The 22,436-nt window shown below is 64.5% G+C and carries 15 protein-coding genes; 6 read left to right on the top strand and 9 right to left on the bottom strand.

From position 1 onward, the window contains the following. Positions 1-83 precede the first annotated feature (83 nt). The 6 genes from ASG20_RS01760 to ASG20_RS01735 form a co-directional block, all read right to left on the bottom strand. Positions 84-1,796 (bottom strand): restriction endonuclease subunit S, encoded by a 1,713-nt coding sequence (locus tag ASG20_RS01760; protein ID WP_056047718.1) that lies wholly within the window; start codon positions 1,794-1,796, stop codon positions 84-86. Further along, complete coding sequence (locus ASG20_RS01755; protein WP_056047716.1) at positions 1,793-3,268, bottom strand: type I restriction-modification system subunit M; 1,476 nt, start codon at positions 3,266-3,268, stop codon at positions 1,793-1,795. The genes ASG20_RS01760 and ASG20_RS01755 overlap by 4 nt, the downstream gene beginning before the upstream one ends. A 10-nt stretch (positions 3,269-3,278) precedes the next feature. Then, positions 3,279-5,645, bottom strand: coding sequence for an EcoAI/FtnUII family type I restriction enzme subunit R (hsdR, locus tag ASG20_RS01750; protein WP_056047713.1), 2,367 nt, complete (start codon positions 5,643-5,645; stop codon positions 3,279-3,281). Between the two features lie 367 nt (positions 5,646-6,012). Beyond that, positions 6,013-7,539: a sensor histidine kinase gene (locus tag ASG20_RS01745; RefSeq protein WP_231420349.1), complete on the bottom strand. Its 1,527-nt coding sequence runs from the start codon at positions 7,537-7,539 to the stop codon at positions 6,013-6,015. Positions 7,540-7,586: 47 nt separating this feature from the next. Then, positions 7,587-8,294 (bottom strand): response regulator transcription factor, encoded by a 708-nt coding sequence (locus tag ASG20_RS01740; RefSeq protein WP_056050273.1) that lies wholly within the window; start codon positions 8,292-8,294, stop codon positions 7,587-7,589. Positions 8,295-8,305: 11 nt separating this feature from the next. Then, positions 8,306-9,877 carry a DUF4153 domain-containing protein gene (locus tag ASG20_RS01735; protein WP_231420350.1) on the bottom strand — a complete coding sequence of 524 codons (1,572 nt, stop codon included), beginning with the start codon at positions 9,875-9,877 and terminating at the stop codon, positions 8,306-8,308. A 317-nt stretch (positions 9,878-10,194) separates the two neighbouring features. Between ASG20_RS01735 and ASG20_RS01730 the strand changes: the two genes are divergently transcribed. The 3 genes from ASG20_RS01730 to ASG20_RS01720 are packed head-to-tail and all read left to right on the top strand — an operon-like array spanning position 10,195 to position 13,278. After that, positions 10,195-10,827, top strand: coding sequence for an OB-fold-containig protein (locus tag ASG20_RS01730; protein WP_056047710.1), 633 nt, complete (start codon positions 10,195-10,197; stop codon positions 10,825-10,827). A gap of 14 nt (positions 10,828-10,841) precedes the next feature. Next, the gene (locus ASG20_RS01725) at positions 10,842-12,578 is read left to right on the top strand and encodes a flotillin family protein (RefSeq protein WP_056047707.1); all 1,737 of its coding nucleotides are present in this window, start codon (positions 10,842-10,844) and stop codon (positions 12,576-12,578) included. Further along, complete coding sequence (locus tag ASG20_RS01720; RefSeq protein WP_330218651.1) at positions 12,550-13,278, top strand: phytanoyl-CoA dioxygenase family protein; 729 nt, start codon at positions 12,550-12,552, stop codon at positions 13,276-13,278. Before ASG20_RS01725 ends, ASG20_RS01720 begins: the two co-directional genes overlap by 29 nt. Positions 13,279-13,336: 58 nt before the next feature. Here the strand turns inward: ASG20_RS01720 and ASG20_RS01715 are convergent, their stop codons facing one another. From ASG20_RS01715 to ASG20_RS01705, 3 genes are all read right to left on the bottom strand, one after another. Continuing rightward, complete coding sequence (locus tag ASG20_RS01715) at positions 13,337-15,118, bottom strand: sensor domain-containing phosphodiesterase (protein ID WP_056047704.1); 1,782 nt, start codon at positions 15,116-15,118, stop codon at positions 13,337-13,339. 284 nt (positions 15,119-15,402) lie between these two features. Beyond that, positions 15,403-16,827 (bottom strand): sugar porter family MFS transporter, encoded by a 1,425-nt coding sequence (locus ASG20_RS01710; RefSeq protein ID WP_056047701.1) that lies wholly within the window; start codon positions 16,825-16,827, stop codon positions 15,403-15,405. A gap of 288 nt (positions 16,828-17,115) precedes the next feature. After that, complete coding sequence (locus ASG20_RS01705; protein WP_168371589.1) at positions 17,116-18,201, bottom strand: LacI family DNA-binding transcriptional regulator; 1,086 nt, start codon at positions 18,199-18,201, stop codon at positions 17,116-17,118. 228 nt (positions 18,202-18,429) lie between these two features. Here ASG20_RS01705 and ASG20_RS01700 point away from each other — a divergent pair, with 228 nt between their 5' ends. Genes ASG20_RS01700 through xylA form a run of 3 tightly spaced genes read left to right on the top strand, consistent with a single transcriptional unit; the run spans position 18,430 to position 22,296 of the window. Then, on the top strand, positions 18,430-19,524 hold the full coding sequence (locus ASG20_RS01700; protein ID WP_056047692.1) for a glycoside hydrolase family 43 protein: 1,095 nt from the start codon (positions 18,430-18,432) through the stop codon (positions 19,522-19,524). 4 nt (positions 19,525-19,528) lie between these two features. After that, positions 19,529-20,989 carry a xylulokinase gene (gene xylB, locus ASG20_RS01695; protein WP_056047690.1) on the top strand — a complete coding sequence of 487 codons (1,461 nt, stop codon included), beginning with the start codon at positions 19,529-19,531 and terminating at the stop codon, positions 20,987-20,989. Then, on the top strand, positions 20,986-22,296 hold the full coding sequence (xylA, locus tag ASG20_RS01690; protein WP_121903487.1) for a xylose isomerase: 1,311 nt from the start codon (positions 20,986-20,988) through the stop codon (positions 22,294-22,296). The genes xylB and xylA overlap by 4 nt, the downstream gene beginning before the upstream one ends. Positions 22,297-22,436 lie beyond the last annotated feature (140 nt).

Below are 22,436 nucleotides of genomic sequence, written 5' to 3'. Positions count from 1 at the left end.
AAAGCCGTGTCGGTCGTGCCCGGCAAGTCCAGTATCGATCGAGCCCGGCGACCGCGGTCCCGTCGCCGTCTACCGGACGTCGCTCACGCCGCCGCGCGCTGCGTGATCGCGTCGGCGAGGTGGCGCTGCGTCTGCGCGGCCTCGGCGAGTCGGGCTTTCAGCGCATCGCACAGCGCCATCAGCGCATCGACCTTGGCGACGATGCGGCGCTGTTCGGCGAGGGGAGGGATAGGAACGAGGAAATTGCGAAGCGGCCGAAGCGCGATGGTTGGTTGCGCGGAGCCGGTCGTACCTTCTGACGCCTGGCGGTATGCGACAGGAGAAGAAAGCAGGACAACCATATATCTCACATCCATTGACGCCGATGGCTTCAAAATCGCGATATGTCGTTGCACGCAGAAGTCGCGATCCGTTTCAACCAAGGCGGGTCGGCCGTAAGTGGCGCCTACGACGGTGTAAAGAATGTCACCTTGTCGCGGCGTTCGATACTTCGCCAACGCCTTGAAATAACTTTCAGGGACTAGTCTGCATCCATCGAACGCGAGTTTTCCGGTAGTGACATTGCCTATCGTTAGAAATGCTACACCCTGATCGGCCTTCGGCGGAGGTTGATGATCGCCATCGGTGATGACTTTGAAAATTCCGGCGAGTCGTGACCACGCCCAGCCATCCGGCACGTCGAAGAGTAGTTGGGCCGGTTCAATACGATCGGTTCGAGCGGTCGTGATACGGTTCTCGGCGCAGAAATCCGCAATCTCTTCAGCGATCCGTTTCAGCAGCATGGGGGCTGGCTCATCACGGGCGTCTTGTTCCACCAACTTCCCGCGAACGGCGAGGTCGAGGATGGTTTGCTTGAGGGCGTCGATGCTGGCGTCGGTGGTGAAGAGGGTGTCGAAATGACGTTCCAGCCGCGCCCAGTCGCGGGCGAGATCCGTCGCGTCTGCGCTGTTCACCAGCGTCGCGAGCAGGATTTCCACCAACGCCTGATGCGCGGCCATCGCCCCTGCGCTCTCCCGCTCCAGCGCATCGCACAGCGCCGTCAATTCATTCACCTTGGCCACGACGCGCTGTTGTTCAGCTAGGGGCGGGAGAACAATATTTGTCTCTGAAATCTGCTTGCCAGACAGGTGATCCACGGTGGTGTAAGCTTTTACACCTTCGAGCTTTTTTAGTTCCCGTTGGAGCACCATCGCGACAAACGCTTGAGACGTCTGCTCGCCATAAAACTGTAGCCGCGAAACTCGCTGATTCAATAGAGCGTCGGGTCCAGGCCAAGTGGCGACACGAAACTCGCCGTCCATACTGATGAGATAATCTCCTTCAGTCACGACAAACTCTTCGCGGTATTCACCAGCGTAAAACGTGCCGGTAAAAGGTTGACCGACATCCCTGATCCTTATGAGGGGTAGACCAGCATCAACCTCGTTGAAGCCTTTCGATTTGAATGCAAATCCAGCTTGTGAATTTGCGAGCCGATCCAGCCTAACAGTTTCCCATCCTTGCGGGGTAACTGTGTTTGTGTTGGCGGAAATGGGGTTTGGCGCGGTCTTGAGCTTTGGAAATGTCCGAGCGCGATTTTTGTCTACTCGCTTCAACAACTCACTCGCTGGTTCGTCCTCCGCCTCCTGCGGCACAAGCTTCCCGCGCACCGCGAGATCGAGGATCAGCGCGCGAAGCCGGTCGATTCCATACAGGCTGATCCGCTTGCCACCGCCGCGTCCGGCACCGCTCTTGCGCTCGATCGCGCCGGTCCAGATGTCGAGATTGTCGGCCACCAATGCGGCGATCTCGCTCACACCGGCGTCCCCGTCAGCGCCTCGGCCAGGATCGTCTTCAACTGGTCGCGCAAGCTCTGGATGCCCGCCTGCTGTTCGGCGTAGGTGGCGAGCAGCGCGTCGGGATCATGGCTGATCTCGGTGGCGCGGTGCGGGTTCTTGCAGTCGAGATTGTAGCCGCGCGCGGCGACGTCGGCGGCGCTGATCTTCCAAGCCTGCTCGGTTTCCTGGCGCCCACGAAAGCCGTCCGCCTCGTCGCCCCACCAGGCCATCTCGGGCACGAACTCCTCGAACCGCATCGGCTTGGTCTTGTTGTAGCTGGTCACGCCCGCCGGATAGGGGTGTTCGTAGAACCAGACGTTCCTGGTGGACGTGCCCTTGCTGAAGAACAGGATGTTGGTCTTGATCCCGGTGTACGGCGCGAACACGCCGTTGGGCAGGCGGACGATGGTGTGCAAATTGCACTCCTCGATCAGGCTGCGCTTCAGCGTGGTCTTCACGCCCTCGCCGAACAGGAATCCGTCGGGCAGCACCACCGCGGCGCGGCCGTTGGTCTTCAGCAGGCGGATGATCAGTGCCATGAACAGGTCCGCGGTCTCGCGCGTGCGCAGGTGGCTTGGGAAGTTGTTCTCGATCCCATCCTCCTCCATTCCGCCGAACGGCGGGTTGGTGGCGATCACCGCGACGCGGTCCTTCTCGGTGTGATCCGTATAGGCGCGCGCCAGCGTATTGCCGTGGCGGATGCCGCTGGGCGTATCGATGCCGTGCAGGATCATGTTGGTGATGCACAGCATGTGCGGCAGCGATTTCTTCTCGACGCCGCGGATCGAGGCACGCAGCACCTCTTCCTCCGCGGTCGACGTCACCGATCTGCGCTTGTGCTCGATTGCGCACGTCAGGAAGCCGCCGGTGCCGCAGGCGGGATCGAACACCGTTTCGTTCAGCTTCGGATCGAGCCGGTTGACGATGAACTGCGTTACCGCGCGCGGCGTGTAGAATTCCCCCGCGTTGCCAGCACTTTGCAGATCCTTCAGCACCTGTTCGTAGATCGCGCCGAACGTGTGGCGATCCTCGCTGTTGTTGAAATCGATCTCGTTGATCTTGTTGATCACCTGCCGCAGCAGGGTGCCCGATTTCATGTAGTTGTAGGTATCCTCGAACACGTCGCGGATCACCTGCGCGCGCTTCGCCACGTCGCCCTGCGCGGGCAGGTCGCCCTTCAGCTTGGCGAACAGCTGCAGGTTGACGAAATCGAGCAACTTTTCGCCGGTGTCGCCTTCCTTGTCCGCCGCCCAGTTCCGCCAGCGCAGATGCTCGGGCAGCGGGGACTGGAAATCGTCGTCGATCAGCTCGAGCTCGGCCTCGCGGTCGTCGAGGATCTTAAGGAAGAACAGCCAGACCAGCTGGCTGATCCGCTGGGCGTCGCCATCGACGCCGACATCCTTGCGCATGATGTCCTGGATGGATTTGATGACGCCGGAAACATTGCTCATTCGTGCATTCTCATTCGTTCGCGGCGTACTCGTATATCTGGTCTTCGAGCGCCCTCAGCGCGGCCTCATAAGCGGGCTTGCCGCCAAAGGCACCCTTGATGATCTCCATCGGCGTGCCGAGTGCGGTGAACGGTGCGAGGCGGAGGACCTTGGCATCCTCGATCGTCTCGACGCCCTCGTCAGCATATTTGTCGAGCAGCGCCTCGAGCACGGCGCGGGCCTTGTCGCCATATTGGGCGAAGTAATCGCGTTTCTTCACCCGCTCGGCGCGTTCGCGGCGGGTGAGCGGCGGCGCACCGAACGCGACATGGACCAGCAGGTCGAAGTCGCCGAAATCCTTGCCTACGGTTTCGGCGAGATTGGCGAGGATGACGCCACGCTGCTCCAGCTCGTCGATGATCGCCTGTTTGCGTTCGCTGGCGTTCCAGTGCCAGATGAACTCGTCGAGCGATTTATATTCGTCCGCGATCTGCTTGCCAGCATAGTCGCGGTAGGATTCGGTCACCAGCTTGCCGTCGCTGCCGACATATTCGACGCGCTCGTTCATCACACGCGCGGTGACGCCGCTGACCACGAACTTGCGCCGGCCGCCGGTGTCGCCGTCGTCATCGGGATCGTTCTCGCCGTCGGGATAGCCCTCGCCCTCGTCTTCCGGGTCGGGCGGGACGGGATCGTCATCGTTGGTAGGCTCGTAGATCACCACCGGCGCACCATCGAACGCATCGTCCCGGAACAGCTCGGTCGCGCGCTTGAAATCCATGATGGTAAAGAAGAACTTGCCGTTATCCTCGTCGATCCGCGTCCCCCGCCCGATGATCTGCTTGAACATGGTCATCGAATTGATCGTCCGGTCGATGACGATCAGCTTACACGTCTTGGCATCGACGCCGGTGGTCAGCAGTTGGGACGTGGTGGCGATGACCGGATAGGGCTCTTCGGGGTCGATGAACCGGTCGAGCTGCGCCTTGCCCTCGACGCTGTCGCCGGTGATCCGCATCACGTAGCGGCTGTTGTCCGTCGCCAGCTTGCCGGCCGCGTTGACGATCGCCTTGCGCATCCGTTCGGCATGATCGATGTCCTCGCAGAAGATGATCGTCTTCGACATCGGATCAGTCGCGCGCAAGAATTTCATCACGCGCTCGGCGACCAGCTTTGTGCGCTGGTTGAGGACCAGCGTGCGGTCCATATCGCGGCGATTATATTCGCGGTCCTCGATTACCCCGCCCAGGTCGTCCACCATACCCGGCGGCGGGGTCCAGCCGAGCACGTCGCGGTCGATGTCGATGCGAATGACCTTGTACGGCGCCAGGAAACCGTCCTCGATTCCCTGCTTGAGCGTGTAGGTATACACCGGATCGCCGAAATAGGTGATGTTGGAGACGTATTCGGTCTCTTTCGGCGTGGCGGTCATGCCGACCTGCACCGCGCCATCGAAATAATCGAGTATCTCGCGCCAAGCGGAATCTTCCGAGGCGCTGCCCCGGTGGCACTCGTCGATGACGATCAGGTCGAAGAAGTCCCGCGACACCGTCTTGAAGATCTTCTCGGATTCTTCTGTGCCGGTGATCGCCTGATACAGGCCCAGGTGGATCTCGTAGGCAGGGTCGATCTTGCGGTTCTTGATCTTCGTCATCGCCGCGCCGAACGGCTTGAAGTCGTTGACGAGCGTCTGGTCGATCAGGATGTTGCGGTCGGCGAGGAACAGGATGCGTTTCGCGGTGCCGGCCTTCCACAACCGCCAGATGATCTGGAAGGTCGTGTAGGTCTTGCCGGTTCCGGTCGCCATCACGAGCAGGACCCGTCTCTGGCCTTTTGCTACGGCCTCGACGGTCCGGTTGATCGCGTCGACCTGATAATAGCGCGGTGCCTTGCCGGAAGCGTCTATGTGGTAGGGTTGCGCGACCAGGTCTTGCTCGTCGTCGGCGATCTGGTGAAACCGTCGATAGCGATCCCAAAGGATTTCGGGCGGCGGGAAATCGTCCAGGCCATACTCGGTTTCCGTCGGCTGGCCGGCCAGCGCTGCACGATCATGGTTGGCGAACCCGTCCCCATTCGAACTGAATGCGCTGGGAACATCGAGTATCTCGGCATACCCCAAGGCCTGCTGAAGCCCACTGCCGACCGAGTGAATATTGGCCTTGGCCTCCACGACAGCCAAAGGCAGCCCTGGTTTCAGCGATAGAACATAGTCAGCGAATTTGCGCTTCTTCTTGTTCCTCGAGGATAGGTTGCCGCGAACCACGATAGGTCCCGGTGCCAGCGTAACTTCGCGGCGAATTTGCTGCATCTGGTCCCAGCCGGCCTGTTTGATGGCAGGCGTGATGAACAAGTCGCAAACATCGATTTCGCTGAGCCGCTTTTTTTCGGAAGGATCCAAGCCAACTACCCTATCAGCAAAATCGATGTATCGGCGTCTCGCCGGTCGGATTTGCCGACATCTACCAAACCAGGAACTCGAGTCACCTCAATTCAAGCTCTGATCTGAACATGGCAGTCGCGCGGCGCGATGTCGTCACGCCGGCAATCGACTATGCAACCTGATCCGAGGCACTCGATGCCGAAGCGATCGGCCGCATCTATTCGCGCTTCTCGAACGGCTGCGATCCCGCCGAGGATTTCCGCGCACGGTTCGGGATGTTGCTCGGCGAGGCGACGCTCTACCGCAGCCATCAGTTCGTGCTAGTCGCACCAACCGAGAACTAGCTTGAACGATTGTCCCGTGAATTCACTGCGCCCCTCGCACATCAACGCACCAGGGGAATACGGATGAGAAAGGTAGTTATCTCGCTGTCCAATAGAGATAATGTTCCCTTTTGAACTTCAATTAGAGACCGAGATATTGCAAGCCCCAAGCCGGTGCCGCCTGCATCTCGCTTCGTTGTGAAGAAAGGCTCGAACAGCCGCTCCCGATCGGCGAGTGGAACGCCGGGTCCGTCGTCACTCACTCGAACCTCGAAGTGAGTATCCGTGCTAGACAATTGGATCGTCACGGATCGGGCACCAGCCTGCCTACTATTTTCCAGTAGCGTCCCGAGGACGGCTTCCAGGGTCGTTGCTGGTACAGTTACAACAGGTAGGACGTCCAAGCATATGATTTCTATCGAAAAACCGGTCGTTCGCCAAGCAGCGGCAACCCGCATGATGACCTGTGTTGCATCGGTTCTTTCTTCGCCCGGCTCAGCCATATCGGCACGTGCGAGATCGAGCAGCCGCGTGACCAGCAACGCGAGACGGCGGGCGTCCGCATCGGCGTTAGCTAGGAAGCGGCGTCGGTCTTCCGCCGCCATGTCCGGGTGATCCTGAAGCAATTCCACCGCGCCGCGGATGCCGGCGAGCGGGGTCTTGAACTCGTGGCTGACCGCGTGGGCGAAGTCGCGCAAATAACGCGAGCGCCGGTCAATCGCGGCCGCCATCACGGCGAAATCGGCGTAGAGGCCCTGGATCTCGATCGCCGCGGTCGGTGGCGGATCGGGGACGCGACCGCGTCCGCTCGCGACCGCGCGCGTTGCTGCGCCGAGTTGCTCGATCGGGCGCGTGACCCCGCGGGAGATGACGCCGCTGAGCACCACGAGCAGCCCGAAGATCGCAGCGATGCCCAGCGCTATCTTGCCGCGGTCTTCATACAATCCCCTGAACAGCGCACGGGCGGAACGCGACAGCAGGAGCACGCCAACCACGCGGTCGCCGACGATGATCGGGCGCGCGTAATGGACGCGGATCGCGGCTGCTCGGGACAGCCATTCGAAGCGGTACGTCGCGCGGTATGCCCCGTTGCGGCGGAGCACGGTCGTGGCGCGCCCAGCAAATGCAGCGGCAACTTCGGGGAGTGCGGCGTAGCTGCCGACGGCCGAACTCCCGGCCATGATGCTACCGTTGCGGTCGAGGAGGATGATCGAGGCCAGCGTAGTGGACCGCGTCGCTTCCATGATCGGCGAAAGCCGCGCGGCAACGGCCACCGCATCGGACGATGGTCTCGCACCGACCGCGACCGCCGGCCGCTCAGCGCGGATCGGCGTCGTGCTGAGGTCGATGCCGGACGCGGGCGCCTGCACGTAGGGGTTGTCGTCGACTGTAACCTCGTGATGCGCAACCCGACCGGGCGGTGCGGCAGGCCAGAGCGCCGCCGCGGTCGCGGACAGCGCCGCACCTTGCGCGACCAGTTCCGCCTCGGTCTGCCGGACGAGCGTGTTCCCGTAGACACGCAGGAACACCGCGCCGAACCCGGGTAGCGCCGCGACCAGAAACAGCGTCGCGAACAGGATCGTCCGCAATCGCAACCGGGGCCAGTGGCGTTTCGCCCAGTCCTTGACCCTGCCGATCACGCGCCCGTGCACGATCCGAGACGATAGCCGATCCCGGCGCGCGTCTCGATCAGGTCATCGGCGCCAGCTTTCGCGAACTTGCCGCGTAGGTTGCGGATGTGGCTGTCGATCGTCCGGTCGGTGACCGCGAAACCGGGGCCATGCAGCCGGTCGATGATCGCGTCGCGACTGAACACGCGGCCCGGCATCGACGCGAGCAGCCGCAGGATCTGGAACTCGGTCACGGTCAGCGCAATCTCGACCTCGCCCCAGAGCGCGCGCCAACCTTCCAGGTCGAGCCGCAACCGGCCATGCGAAAGATCGCGCCCGTCCTCGGTGTTCGGTGCCCGCGCGGCAGTGCGGCGCAGGATCGCCATGACCCGCGCTACCACCTCACGCGGCGAAAACGGCTTCACCACATAATCGTCGGCGCCGAGTTCGATGCCGAGTACCCGGTCGATCTCGTCGTCGCGGCTCGACAGGAAGAGGATCGGTACGTCCGCCCTGCCCTCCGCACCTCGAAGGCGTCGACACACTTCGAGCCCGTCCATCCGCGGCATGTTGATGTCGAGCACCATAAGGTCGGGCGCATGCGTCTCGACGAGCGACAGCGCAGCTTCGCCGTCCGCCGCTTCGATCGCGCCGAGCCCGGCCTTGTCGAACGCGAACACGAGCAGCTGGCGAATATGAGGATCGTCGTCGACGACCAGAATAGTGCGAGGCATCGGGCACAGGATCATTGTTGCGCGCCCGGCGTCAACGGCTTTGGTGCTGACGCGGACGTCTGCGGCGCTGGAGCGGACGGCGGCCCTGACGGAACCTCCACCGTGGGCGGCGGCAGGATCAGCCCGTCGCAGCGCCGTCCGTCGGGCGCGGACTGCAAACGCGGCGCCTTAGTGCCGACCATCGCGCGGACCACCGCAAGCCGTCTCGCGTTGCGCGGCGTCCAGAGACGCCAATCGGACTGCGCGTTTGCCGTTTCGACCTGACCTTTCCACCGCAGATACGCCAGACGGTCGCGCAGACCGGGCTGTTTCGCATGCTGCTCCAGCATCGCTAGCGAGACCAGCGACGATGACCCGAGCCGCGCCATGTAGCACAGGTCTAGCGGCGGTCCCGCCTCACCTCTGACGAGCGTCGTGCGGACATTCCACGCCGCTGCGGTCGCACCGAGATCGACGACGCTGGCTGTCACCAACACCGTGACAGCCGCCAGCGCATTGGCGTTTATCAGCCACGAAGCCGACTTGCCTGCCAGCAATCGCCAGCCGATCAGCGCCAGTCCGGTGGCCACGAGCCCCATCCAAGCGAGCGCGGACAGTCGCAGCACGGTCATCCCGTAGGCGTCGACATAATCGAGCGTTCGCAAGGCACTCGACGCGACCAAGAGCAGGTTCTGGACGATCCAGACCGTCACCAGTCGTCGCATCAGCCGGCTCGCCGCCGCCGCGCTCCCCGGACGCAGCGCCAGCAGCACGAACACCGCGGCGAGCAACGCGGTCACGATCAACGAATACGCGCCACGATGCGCATAGTCCGCCATAGTCACACCCGCAGGCAGTCCTGCGCCGCTCCACAGGAACACGATGTCGAGCGCATTCTCGACTGCGAAAATCGCATTGAACGTCACGAGCGACAGGATCAGCGTGCCCACACCCGGCTCGAACGCCATGCTGATCGAGCAATTGTCAAAACGCGATGCCCGAATCGTGGGCGGACCTGGCCGCAAGCTTGCCCAGATCGTAACCAGCACACAGAGCCCGAACAGCGTCCGCCAGGTCACCGCCCACAAATCCGGCAACACGATCTGCGAAAACGCCTGACCGATCAGCGGATTGGCGCTCGCGAACAGCGCAAGGAAAACCACGCCGCCCACCAAGGGCAACGCAACGACAGCCCCGATCGCGCGGATGCCGCCGGAGGATGGCCCTCGACGCTGGCGGACCATCGACAGCCGCGCAACATCCTTCAGCGGCGCAACGACGGCGGACATCGCATGCCAGCCAAGCCTGCGCGCCCAGGCGAGCGCATCGTCGAACCCGTGACGCGGCAGGAGTGCGGCTAGCGATACCGCCGCCCAGAACAGAACCCAGCCGAGAACGCTTGGATCGTCGACGAGCACCGCCGCCAGTCCGGCGCCGGCAATCAGCGCCAGTCGCGCCGAACCGTCGTTCCAGATCGCCCGTCGCGTCAGGAACAGCGCGGTGATCCAGGCGAACGCGAACCCGCCAACAACTGTGCCATTACCAGCGTCGATCAGTATCTCCGCCAGGACGATCAGCGCCAGGGCAGCGCCGATCTTGGCCACCAGACTTCCATGACGATTCATCTTCGCACTTCCCGATTGCCGAGGACCGGCTTTGCCGGGGTTCTGTGATCGACCGATCGCGAGGTCCGTGTGCGATCCGTTCGCTTGTCGTGCAGATCCTGTGCAGAGGATGAATCCAAACCCGGCCGGTTTCCCTCGGCTCGCGTTGCGAATGCCTCGGCGTAGGGCTAGCCTCGCTCCGGGGAGTATCGACACATGGCGTGCAAAGACCGGATCGACCGGCGTTTCGCAACGAAGCGTTATCGTCTGTCCGCTACCCATTCGCCGATGCAGAACCCGAACCAGCACTACGGCCTATGTTCACGATCTTCCTGACGCCCGCCTACGTGCCGTTCGCGATCGCGTTCGTCGTAATGATCGGGATCGGGCTGATCGAGGCGATCGGCCTTGGGCTCGGCCATCTCGATCTCCACGCAGACGTTCATGCCGAGGCCGATGGCGGCGGCGTGCTCGACTGGCTCGGGCTTGGCCACGAACTGCCGATCCTGATCTGGCTGACCTCGCTGCTTGGCTGCTTTACGCTGGCCGGCATAGCCATCCAGCAGGGCGCGACCGCCTTGACCGGCGGCCCGCTGCACTGGGGCGTCGCCTCGGGTGGCGCGCTGATCGCCGGCAGCCTGCTCAACACGCTCGCCGCCAACGGCCTCACCCGGATCATGCCCGGCTTCGAGACCAGCGTGATCTCGACCGACGACTTCCTTCGCCGCCGCGGCACGATCCTCGAAGGCACCGCGCGTCGAGGTAGCCCGGCTCGTGCGAAGATCGTCGACCAGCACGGCCAGGCGCATTTCATCATGGTCGAGCCGCACGACGATGCCGATGCGATCGCCGCAGGCGAGACCGCGCTGATCGTCCGCCGCGACGGCAAACTCTTCTACGCACTGCCCGACGCCAACGCGCTGCTGCAGTCGATCCGACCACAATCATAACCGGGGAGGGTTTCATGCCCGCACAGCTTCTGAACGTCCTGATCTACGCCGGCATCGTGCTGTTCGCATTGGTGGTGATCGGCATCATCCTGACCCGGCTCTATCGCCGCGCGACCAAGGACGTCGCGCTGATCCGCACCGGCTTCGGTGGCGAGAAGGTCGTCCTCAACGGCGGCATCATGGTCATCCCAGTGCTCCACGAACTGATGCAGGTCCGCCTGACCACCGTGAAGCTGGAGGTGTCGCGTCTCAACAAGGATGCGCTGATCACGCTCGACAAGCTGCGCGTCGACGTCGTCGGGCTGTTCCATATCAAGGTGAAGCCCGACGCGGAATCGATCGCCGCCGCCGCGCAGACGCTCGGCGATTCGGTCAACAGCCCCGATGCGGTGAAGTCGTTGCTCGACGGCAAGCTCGTGTCCGCGCTGCGCTCGGTCGCCGCGACGATGACGATGGAACACCTCCACGCCAACCGCGCCGACTTCATCCAGAAGGTGCAGGAAGCGCTGATGACCGATCTGGACATGAACGGCTTCCAGCTCGAATCAGTCAGCATCACGCATTTCGACCAGACCGCGTTCGAGCATTTCAACGAGAACAACGCGTTCGATGCCGAGGGTCTGACTGTGCTCACGCGGACGATCGAGGAGCGCAAGAAAATCCGCAACGACATCGTCGCCACCAACCGCGTCGAGATCGAGCAGCGTAACCTCGACGCCAACAACCAGTCGCTCGAGATCGCACAGGCCGCCGAGCAGGCGCGCCTGACGCAGGAGCAGACGCTGTCCGCCCGCCGTGCCGAACAGGCCACCGCGATCGCGACCGCCGAGGCCGAGCAGACCCGCCTCGCCGAGATCGCCCGCATTACCGCCGGCCAGGCACAGACCGTCGCGCAGACCGAAGCCGACAAGGTGATCCAGACCGCAACGATCGCCCGCGACGGCGCGATCCAGACCGCGACGATCGAGCGCGACCGCACTATCGAGATCGCGCGCATCACGACCGCCGTGCAGACCGCGCAGAAGTCCGAGGAGGAGTCGACCGCCACCGCCGCCGCCAACGAGGCACGCGCACTCGCCGTTCGTGCGGAGGAAAGCGTCGCGACTGCCAAGGCAACCGAGATCGCCAACCGCAACAAGAACGTCGCGGTGATCGCCGCCACCCAGCGCGCGCAGGAAGAGGCGGTCGGCATCACCGTCGCCGCAACCGCCGAGAAGGAAGCCGCCGAGGCCCGCGCCAGTGCCCTGCGCACCGAGGCGACCGCCGAAGCCGATGCCGAGAAGGCGCGCGCGGAAGGTCGCGAGGCCGCGTTCAAGGTCGACGCGGCAGGTCAGGCATCGCTGAACGAGGCGACCAACCTGCTGAGCGACGCGCAGACCGCGCTGCTGATCCGCCGCGCGATGCTGGAAGCCCTGCCCGCGATCATCGCTGCGGCCAGCAAGCCAATGGAGAATATCGACAAGATCAGCATCCTCGATGCGCGCGGACTGCATGGCGACGGGAGCAGCGATGGCGCGACCGGCGGCGGTCAAGGCAATCTTGCCGACGCGGCGGTCGCAGCGGCGATGCGCTACCGCGTCGGCGGCCCGCTGATCGATGGCCTGATGGCGGAACTGGGGATGACCGGAAGCTCGTTGAACGGCATGCTCGCCGGCACCAGCGCTGACGCGGCGCCTGCCCGAAGCTCGTCCACCGATGCCCACAAACATCCCGGTGCTCTCAATGGCGGATCGGGCAACCCACCGGCCTGACTTGATGAATGCCCAGGCCCAACCCGTAGAAACCGATCTGCGCTTCGAAGACGACGGCGCGCAGATCTTTCCGGAAGCCTTGGATCCTGCCACGTGCCTTTCGATCGAACAGGCCGTGGCAGATCTACCCCGCGACGTCCCCGGCGTGCGGATCGGGGCCGCCCCTGCCCTGCGCGGCATGCTCGCCGTTGACGGTCCCATCGGCCGCATCGCCGGATCTGTGCTGGGCCGCGACGCACGCCCCGTCCGAGCCGTGCTGTTCGACAAGACGGCGGCCCGGAACTGGGCGCTCGGCTGGCATCAGGATCGCACCATCGTCGTCGAGCAACGCGGTGCCGTCGACGGGTTCGGTCCGTGGACGGTGAAGGCCGGACTCGTCCAGGTCGAACCGCCCTTCGCGATTCTCGAGGGGATGGTCACGATCCGCGTTCATCTCGACCCGGTCGACACGACGAATGCTCCGCTTCGCATTGTGCCTGGATCGCACAGGCTCGGCCGCTTGCCGGAAGCGAGCATCAAGCACGTCGTCGAGGAGCGCGGCGAGCGCCAGTGCCGCGCGAACCGCGGCGATGTCTGGCTCTACGCGACACCGATCGTCCACGGCTCGCGCGCCGCCAATCCACCACGTCGCCGACGCGTGCTCCAGATCGACTACGCAGCCGAAGACCTGCCCGCCCCGCTTCGATGGCAAGGGCTTTAGAGGCGCCTGCCGACAAACCTTACTTATCGCCCTTGGACCCACGGCAGTGGCCCGCGCCTCAGGCGGCGCTGGTGATCGGCGCGTTCCCCGTATTCGAACTCGACAGCCACCGTACGAAGTTCGACGCGTCCATCGGTCGCCCGAACAGAAAGCCCTGCGCCTCTTCGCAGCCGATATGCGCGAGGACGTTGGCCGCGTCCTCGCTTTCGACGCCCTCGGCGACGACGCGGTAGCCGAGCTTCTGGGCCAGCCCGACCATCGTCTCGACAAGGACGAAGTCCGCGCCGCTCGTCGCACGGAGGTTGCGCACGAACGCCTGATCGATCTTGACGACCTGCGCCGGCAGCCTCTGCAGATAGGCGAGACTGCTATGGCCCGTACCGAAGTCGTCGATCGCGAGGCAAATGCCCGCGGTCGCCAGTTCCGCGAGCATCGCCAACGCCTGCTCGGGGTGATCCATGATCGCGCTCTCGGTCAGTTCGATCTCGAGTTGATCGGGGCGCAGCTGTCGCCGCAGCATCCCCAGCTGGATGCGTTCGATCAGATCCGTTTCTTCGAGGTTGGCGGCCGAGATATTGACGGAAATCGCGACGCCTATGCCGGCCTCGTTCCAGCCGACGAGCTGGTCCATCGCCGCGTCCAGCACCCACTGCGTGGTTGGTCGGGCCAGCGACGTATGTTCGATGATCGGGATGAATTCGGCGGGCGATATTTCGCCGAGCACCGGGTGCCGCCATCGCAGCAACGCCTCGACGCCGATACAGCGCCGCGTCGCCAGTTCGACACGCGGTTGAAACACCAGCCGAAGCTGATCGCCGGCTTCGAGCGCCGCCCCGAAATCCTGCAACAGCGTATATTGACGGCGATGCGCGATGTCGCTGGCCGGCGAATACAGCGCGATCGCACCGTCCACCTGCCGGGCATCCTGCGCCGCGCTGGCCGCCGCGCGCAACACGTCGTCGGCTGCCGCGTCACCAAGCGTGAACGCGCGAACGCCGATCGCGACGTTGGTCACGAACCGGACCGACGACGACGCCCGGATCGCCGCGAAGCCCGACGCCAGGACCGCCATGTACGCATCCTGATCGACGTCGGGTGGCCCCAGAAAGGCGAATTGCGCCGGGCCGACGTGATAGGCGACGCGGGAGGAATCGAGCCGCTGTTGCAGCGACAGCGCGGCCTCCCGGATCAACGCGTCGACCCGCGCTCCGCCCATCACCCGCAAGATCCGGTTGATCTGGTCGTCCCGGCCCAAATCGACGACGACGACGAGCCGGTGCTCGCCGCTATGGTCGCGCGTCAGATCTAGGAGGTCCTCGCGGAACTGATTGCGGTTGGGCATACCGCTGATCGGATCGATCCGGCCGAACGCATGCTGCAATTCTATCTGCGCCATGACCATCGCCGCGAGGTCGGTCAATGCGGCCATTTCGGCGGCGGACGCCTGCCGAGGCTCGGTGCCGAGCACGCAGAGCGAGCCAAGCCCATAGCCGTCGCTCGTGACCAGCGGTGCGCCCGCGTAGAACCGGGTGCCGGCAAGACCCAACGGGCTTTCGGCGTAAAAACAGTCCGCCTGCAGGTCCTCGATAACCAGCGGACTCGTCGATTCCGCGACCTGCGAACACGGCGCTTTCCGTCGCGTGATCGAGTCGTGAGAGATCCCGACCCGCGACTTGAACCACTGTCGATCGCGATCGGTCAGCGAAATGGCCGCTACCGGGAGGCCGAAGATCTGGCTGGCCATGCGCGTGATGCGATCGAAGCTCTCGCTCGACGGCGTATCGAGCAGCTTGAGCTGGTGCAAAGCGTCAAGCCGAGCCTTCTCTAGATAGTCACGCACGGGCTTCCCTTTCGGGATAGCCGATAAATTACAATCGTTAACGGTTTCACCTACGTCAAACGCGACGGGCATTGAAAAATTAGGAAAATCCGCCGCCGAACCGCGTGGCTACCGGCTCGTAATCCGGTGACGCGCAGCGCCACCGCGCGACACCAAGGCCGCGTACTAGAGCGACGTGTTCGTCGCGCTTGAGCGAAGCGATATGCGCCGATCGAGCGGATGCTGCTCAAGCGATCATCGTTATCCCCTGAAACAACGGGAGGGCCGAGGCCCTCCCGCTAGGATCAACCCTGCATGTCTTCGAGTTCGCGTCCGCGTGTCTCGTTGACCATCGCCTTCACGAAGAAGAACGACGCCGCCGCGAAGAACGCGTAGCCGAAATACGTCACGCTCAGGCCAGGCGAGACCGCCAGCGCCGGGAAGCTCACCGAAATCGCCGCGTTGGCAATCCACTGCGCGAAGCCGGCGACCGCGAGGCCCGAGCCGCGGATCTGTTGCGGGAACATCTCGCCGAGCATCACCCACATCACCGGACCCCAGCTTGCGTTGAAGAAGATGACGTAGAGGTTGGCGGAGATCAGCGCGATCAGGCCGTTGTGGCCCGGCAGGCTGACCGCGCCCGCCGCGTCGGTGACTGCGGTCGAGAACGCATAGGCGACGATCGCCAGCGTGACCGCCATGCCGGCCGATCCGACCAGCAGCAGCGGCTTGCGGCCGATCTTGTCGACGGTCGCGATCGTGAACAGGCACGCCGCGATCGAGAGGACGCCCGACAGGATGTTGATCTGGAGTGCGTTGTCCTCGGTGAAGCCGACGGCCTCCCACAGAACCGCGCCGTAATAGAACACGACGTTGATGCCGACGAACTGCTGGAAGATGGCGAGACCGATGCCCGCCCACAGGATCGGACGGACCTTGCCGGTCGTCTTGTCGAGCAGATCGGACAGCTTGGGCTTGTGGTGGTCCTTGGCGAGCGAGTTGCGGATCTCGATCACCTTGCGATCGGCCTCCTCGCGGCCGAACAGCCGGGTCAGGACGGTCCGCGCCTGCTCGTCGCGCCCCTTGGCGACCAGGAAGCGCGGGCTTTCCGGGATGACCGTCAGCGCGATCAGATAGACCAGAGCCGGGATCGCCTGGAACCAGAACATCCAGCGCCAGGCCGACTGGTGAAGCCAGAACTCGGCGGTCGAGCCACCGGCATAGCGCGCGACCGCGAAATTCGCGACGAACGCACCGGTCAGGCCCGAGATGATCATGACCTGCTGGACGCTCGACAGGCGCCCGCGGATCGCCGCCGGCGTGACTTCGGAGATGTAGACCGGCGAGGTGACGCTGGCGGCGCCGACGCCGAGACCGCCGATGATCCGCGCCAGGATGAAGATCGCCGACGAGCCCGCCGCGCCTGCGACCAGCGCCGACACGAGGAACAGCACTGCCGACAGCATCATGACGCTGCGGCGACCGATCGCATCCGACAACCGTCCGGCGCCGAATGCACCGATCGCCGACCCGACCAGAATCGCGCCGACATTGACGCCGATCCCGAGCCGTCCGAGCGCGAAGGCCGCTTCGAGCCCCTTCTGCGTGCCGTTGATCACGCCCGAATCATAGCCGAACATGAACCCGCCGATGGTGGCGACGGCGACGATCGCGGTGATGAAACCGTAGTTCACCGCCGATCCGCCCGATCCTCTGATACTCTCCGACATAACCCCTCCTAAATGCCGTTATTATCGGCTGATTTGTGCATGTTGCGTGATGGTGTGCGGACGCGGTCTCACCATGTGGCCAGTCGTCCAGATGTTCCGGAAACGCCGATCATGCGGGCGATCGCGCCAGCAGTGGCGCGGCGGATCGACAGCCGCGTCCACCGGCTTGGTGCCGGTCCTTGCGAGGATCTAGCGTCGGTTCGATCACACCCAATCCTCAACAATGGCGCTGGTATCGATCGGCCGATCCGCGTCTCTATGGTATCGCTATCAAGTCTGGTGCGCGCGTCAAGTGCGGCTCTCGCGCGGCCTCCGGCGCGGCGCTGCGTCGGACTGCCGCCGGATCAGCGTGAAATCGAGCGTCTGGTGGCGTTCGATCTTCGCGCCGCTGCCCGACTGACGGATCGCGGTGACCAGCAGATCGACCGCCGCACGCGCCATATCCGCGATCGGCTGGTGGATGGTCGTGAGTTCGGGCCAGATCGCGGTCGACAGCGTCGTGTCGTCGAATCCGCAGACCGTAAGGTCGCCCGGCACGTCGATGCCGCGGCGATGCGCGATCGCCACCGTTGCCGCCGCCATGTCGTCGTTGGACGCGAAGATCGCGGTCGGTGGATTTTCGAGCGCGAGAAGCTGCTCTGCGGCGTCGAGCCCCGAGCGGTAGGTGAACAGGCCGTCGGCAACCAGGCTCGGATCGAACGGCAATCCCGCCTGTTCGAGCGCGGCGGTATAGCCCGCATAGCGCTGGGCGCTGGCCGACAGGTTGGGATCGCCGGTGATGAAGCCGATCCGCCGATGGCCGAGGTCCATGATGTGCTGGGTCATCATCGACGCCGCCTCGCGATCGTCGATGCCGATCGCCAGCTGGTCCGCGGATGGCATCGCCGTCGCCACCGCGATCGCCGGGATGCCGGCCTTGGCGAGGAGGTCGAGAACGCCGGCGGCTTCGCACAACGGCGGCGGCAGGATGATGCCGTCGATGCCGCCCTCGATCAGGTGTCGGGTCACCTCGAGCTCGTGATCGCCCAGCTCGCACTTCTCGACGACGATCTGCACATCGCGGCGACTCGCCTGTTCGAGACTGCCGAGCAGGAATTCGCTCAAGAAGCCCGCGCTCGGATTACTGTACAACAGACCGATCCGTGTCTGCCCTGCCCCGGCCAGGCTGCGTGCCGCGGGATTGGGGGCGTAGTTCAGCGCTGCGATCGCCGCATTCACGGTCTCGCGCGTCTTGGGCCGTACGTTCGTCTCGCCGTTGATCACGCGCGAGACGGTCATCGGGGAAACCCCGGCGCGCGCCGCCACATCGCTGATCGTGGGAGTCGAGCCTCCGCGGCGCGAGGAGCGAGTTGGCGCTGGCGAATGAACTGTCATGACAGGGGTGTTAGCGCAACGATCGGGGACCGCAACCGGCGCGGCAAGATTCGCCCAAGCGTACCGTAAATACGAGCACCGAGGGAGATCGCCGAAACTCGGGAATGAATTCTACGCCGTAGGGCCTGAACGCTTGCCCAATGGCGATACCGGGCATATGGTAGCGGTATCGATATTCACCGACAGGCTTCATAGAGAGCAGGCGGTACAGAGAGAGGACCGATCCGCATGCGCTACAGTCTGTTCCCCGGCGTGGCCCTGGCCGCCATCGCGCTCACCGCGACGATCTCCGGTGCGCAATCGACGCCGCCCAAGACCGGATCGACGACCAGCCCGGACGGCAAACAGTATCGCGCGCAACCGCTGACGCGCGAGATCTACGCCGCCGACCCATCCGCGCATGTCTTCGGCGGCAAGATCTACATCTATCCCAGCCACGACGTCGACGCGGGCATCCCCGACGACGATCTCGGCAACCAGTACGCGATGCACGACTACCGCGTCCTCAGCATGGACCGGGTCGGCGGACCGGTGACGGTCCATCCGGTGGCGATCGACGTGAAGAACATTCCCTGGGCGTCGAAGCAGAGTTGGGCGCCGGATGCCGCGTACAAGAACGGCACCTATTACCTCTACATCCCCGCGCGCGACGCCAAGGGCGTCTTCCGGATCGGCGTTGCCACGTCGAAGTCGCCGGTCGGTCCGTTCAAGGCCGAGCCGATGCCGATCAAGGGCAGCTATTCGATCGATCCCGCAGTGTTCACCGATACCGACGGCGCGAGCTACATGTATTTCGGCGGCATCTGGGGTGGCCAGTTGCAGCGCTGGGCGACCGGCAGGTTCGATCCGAACGCCGGCGACACCGACCTGAAGCAGGACGGCAAGCCCGCGCTGATGCCCAAGGTCGCCAAGCTGACGCCCAACATGAAGCAGTTCGCCGCGCCTCCGCGCGACGTCGCGATCCTCGACGAAGCCGGCAAGCCGTTGCTCGGCGGCGATCACGACCGGCGGTTCTTCGAAGCCTCGTGGATGTTCAAGCGCGGCGGCAAATACTACTTCACTTACTCGACGGGCGACACGCACTTCATCGCCTATGCGACCGGCACCAGCCCGCTTGGTCCGTTCCGCTACCAGGGCAAGATCCTGCTGCCGGTACAGGGCTGGACGACGCATCATTCGATTCTGAAGGTCGGCAACACGTGGCAGCTGGTCTACCACGACACGCAATTGTCGAACCGCAACCATCTGCGATCGGCGAAGATGACCGAGCTCACCTTCAATCCCGATGGCTCGATCCGCACCATCGATCCGTTTAAGAAGTAAGCGCATGTTTCTCGGAATCGATATCGGCACGTCCGGCGTAAAAGCGGTGGTGCTCGACGAGGCCGGTGCGGTCGTCGGCCAGGGCACCGCCGCGCTCACCGTGCAGCGCCCGCACCCGCTCTGGTCCGAACAGGACCCCGATGCATGGTGGCGCGCGACCAATGCGGCGGTGCTGGCGATCGACCCCAGCGTCCGGCGCTCGGTCCGCGGCGTCGGTCTCGCCGGGCAGATGCACGGCGCGACCGTGCTCGGCGCGGACGATCGGCCGCTGCGCCCCGCGATCCTGTGGAACGACGGGCGCTGCGCCGCGGAGTGCGCCGAACTGGAGGCTGCGGTTCCCGAACTACGGGCGATCTCCGGCAACATCGCGATGCCGGGCTTCACCGCCCCCAAGCTGCTGTGGCTGCGCAATCACGAGCCGGACGTCTTTGCGAAGATCGCGACGGTGCTGCTGCCCAAGGATTATGTCCGGCTGCAGATGACCGGCGACAAGGCGTCCGACCTGTCGGATAGCGCCGGCACCCTGTGGCTCGACGTCGGTGCGCGGACCTGGAGCGACACGCTGCTGTCGGCATGCGGCCTGTCCACCGCCAATATGCCCGGCCTGTTCGAAGGCTCGGCGATCACCGGCCAGCTTCAGGCCGACATCGCCGAGGCTTGGGGGATGCCGCGCGTGCCGGTCGCGGCAGGCGGCGGCGACAATGCGGCCGGCGCGGTCGGCGTCGGCGTCGTGCGTGACGGCGACGCGCTGCTCTCGCTCGGCACGTCGGGCGTGATCTTCGTCGCCACCGACGACTTCCGGCCCAGCCCGGAGCGCGCGGCGCACACCTTCTGCCACGCACTGCCCGGCCTGTGGCATCAGATGTCGGTGCACCTGTCGGCTGCCTCGTGCGTCGACTGGGTCGCGCGGATCACCGGTACGCAGAGCGTCGCCGACCTGCTCGCGCGCGCCGAATCGGTCGGTCCGGCCGGCGGCCCCGAGCTGTTCCTCCCCTATCTCTCGGGCGAGCGGACGCCGCATAACGACGCCGACGTCCGCGGCGCGTTCCTCGGGCTCGACAACGACACCGACGGCAACCGCCTCGCGCAGGCCGTACTGGAGGGCGTCGCCTTTGCGCTGGCCGACGGGCTCGACGTGCTGCGCGAGACCGGCACCACAGTCGATCGCCTGTCGGTGATCGGCGGCGGCGCGCGCTCGGGCTATTGGGGCCGGATCATCGCCGCGGCGATGGATGTCGAACTCGTCTATCTCGAAGGCGGCGAGGTCGGCCCGGCGCTCGGTGCCGCACGGCTCGCGCAGCTCGCGGTCGACGGCGGCGATCCGGCATCGGTCTGCGTCGCGCCGCCCGTCGCGCGCACCATCGTCCCCGATCCCGCCATCGCGGATACGCTCGCCACCAAGCGCGACGCGTTCCGTGCCGCCTATTCCCGCATCACCCCCAAAAACTCGCCAAGGAATTTTTGATGGCCGACTTCTTCGCCGACATCGCCCCGATCAAGTACGAGGGCCCGGACACCACCAACGAACTCGCCTACCGCTTCTACGACAAGGACCGGGTCGTGCTCGGCAAGACGATGGCAGAGCATCTGCGCTTTGCCGCCTGCTTCTGGCACACCTTCTGCTGGCCCGGTTCCGACGTGTTCGGCGGCGGCACGTTCGATCGCCCGTGGCATCGCGGCGCCAACGACAGCGCGGCGGCGGCGGAAAAGCGCGAGGCGGCGTTCGATTTCTTCACGCGCCTCGACGTGCCCTTCTACTGCTTCCACGACGTCGACGTGATGGCCGACGCGAACTCGGTCGCCGAGCATCGCAAGTTCTTCGCCGAAGCCGTCGACCATCTCGAAAAGCTCCAGGCGTCGTCGGGCCGCAAGCTCCTGTGGGGCACCGCCAACGCGTTCAGCCACCCGCGGTATGCCGCCGGTGCCTCGACCAATCCCGACCCCGAAGTGTTCGCGTTCGCCGCGATGCAGGTTCGCGACGCGCTCGAGGCGACGCACCGTCTCGGCGGCGAGAACTACGTGCTGTGGGGCGGTCGCGAAGGCTATGAGACGCTGCTCAACACCGACATGAAGCGCGAGCTGGATAATTTCGGCCGCTTCCTCAACCTGGTGGTCGAGCACAAGCACAAGATCGGCTTCAAGGGCACGATCCTGATCGAGCCGAAGCCACACGAGCCGACCAAGCACCAGTACGACTTCGACACCGCCACCGTGTACGGCTTCCTCAAGCGCTACGGTCTCGAAAACGAGGTGAAGGTCAACATCGAGGCGAACCACGCCACGCTGTCGGGCCACACCTTCGAGCACGAGATTGCCACCGCCGCCGCGCTCGACATCTTCGGCTCGATCGACGCCAACCGCGGCGATCCGCAGAATGGCTGGGACACCGATCAGTTTCCCAACTCGGTCGAAGAACTCACGCTCGCGATGGTTGAGATCCTGCGCGCCGGCGGCTTCAAGACCGGCGGCTTCAACTTCGACGCCAAGGTCCGCCGCCAGTCGATGGACCCGATCGACCTGTTCTACGGTCATGTCGGCGGGATCGACGTCGTCGCCAAGGGCCTGCTCAACGCCGCCGCGCTGATCGAGGACGGTCGACTCGACGCCTTCAAGACCGAGCGTTACGCCGGTTGGAACGGTGAGCTCGGCAAGATGATCGGCACCAGCGATCTCGCGACGATCGCCGATCTGGCGGGCGACCGCGCGATCGATCCGAAGCCGCGTTCGGGCCGGCAGGAGCGGATCGAGAACCTGATGAACCGCTTCATGTGATCATCAGCCCCCGGCGATGCGATCCCACCAAGGGACTCGTGTCGCCGCGGGACTTGCCTTTGGGTCTGCGGCAGCGACCGCCGCGCGCGTCAAACACCTGTTCAGATTGCTCCGAGCAATTGCTAGTGTCGTATGCGAAG

Source organism: Sphingomonas sp. Leaf198 (assembly GCF_001424005.1).
In the GTDB taxonomy this organism is placed as follows: domain Bacteria; phylum Pseudomonadota; class Alphaproteobacteria; order Sphingomonadales; family Sphingomonadaceae; genus Sphingomonas.
This window is presented reverse-complemented; position numbering and strand designations above follow the sequence as displayed.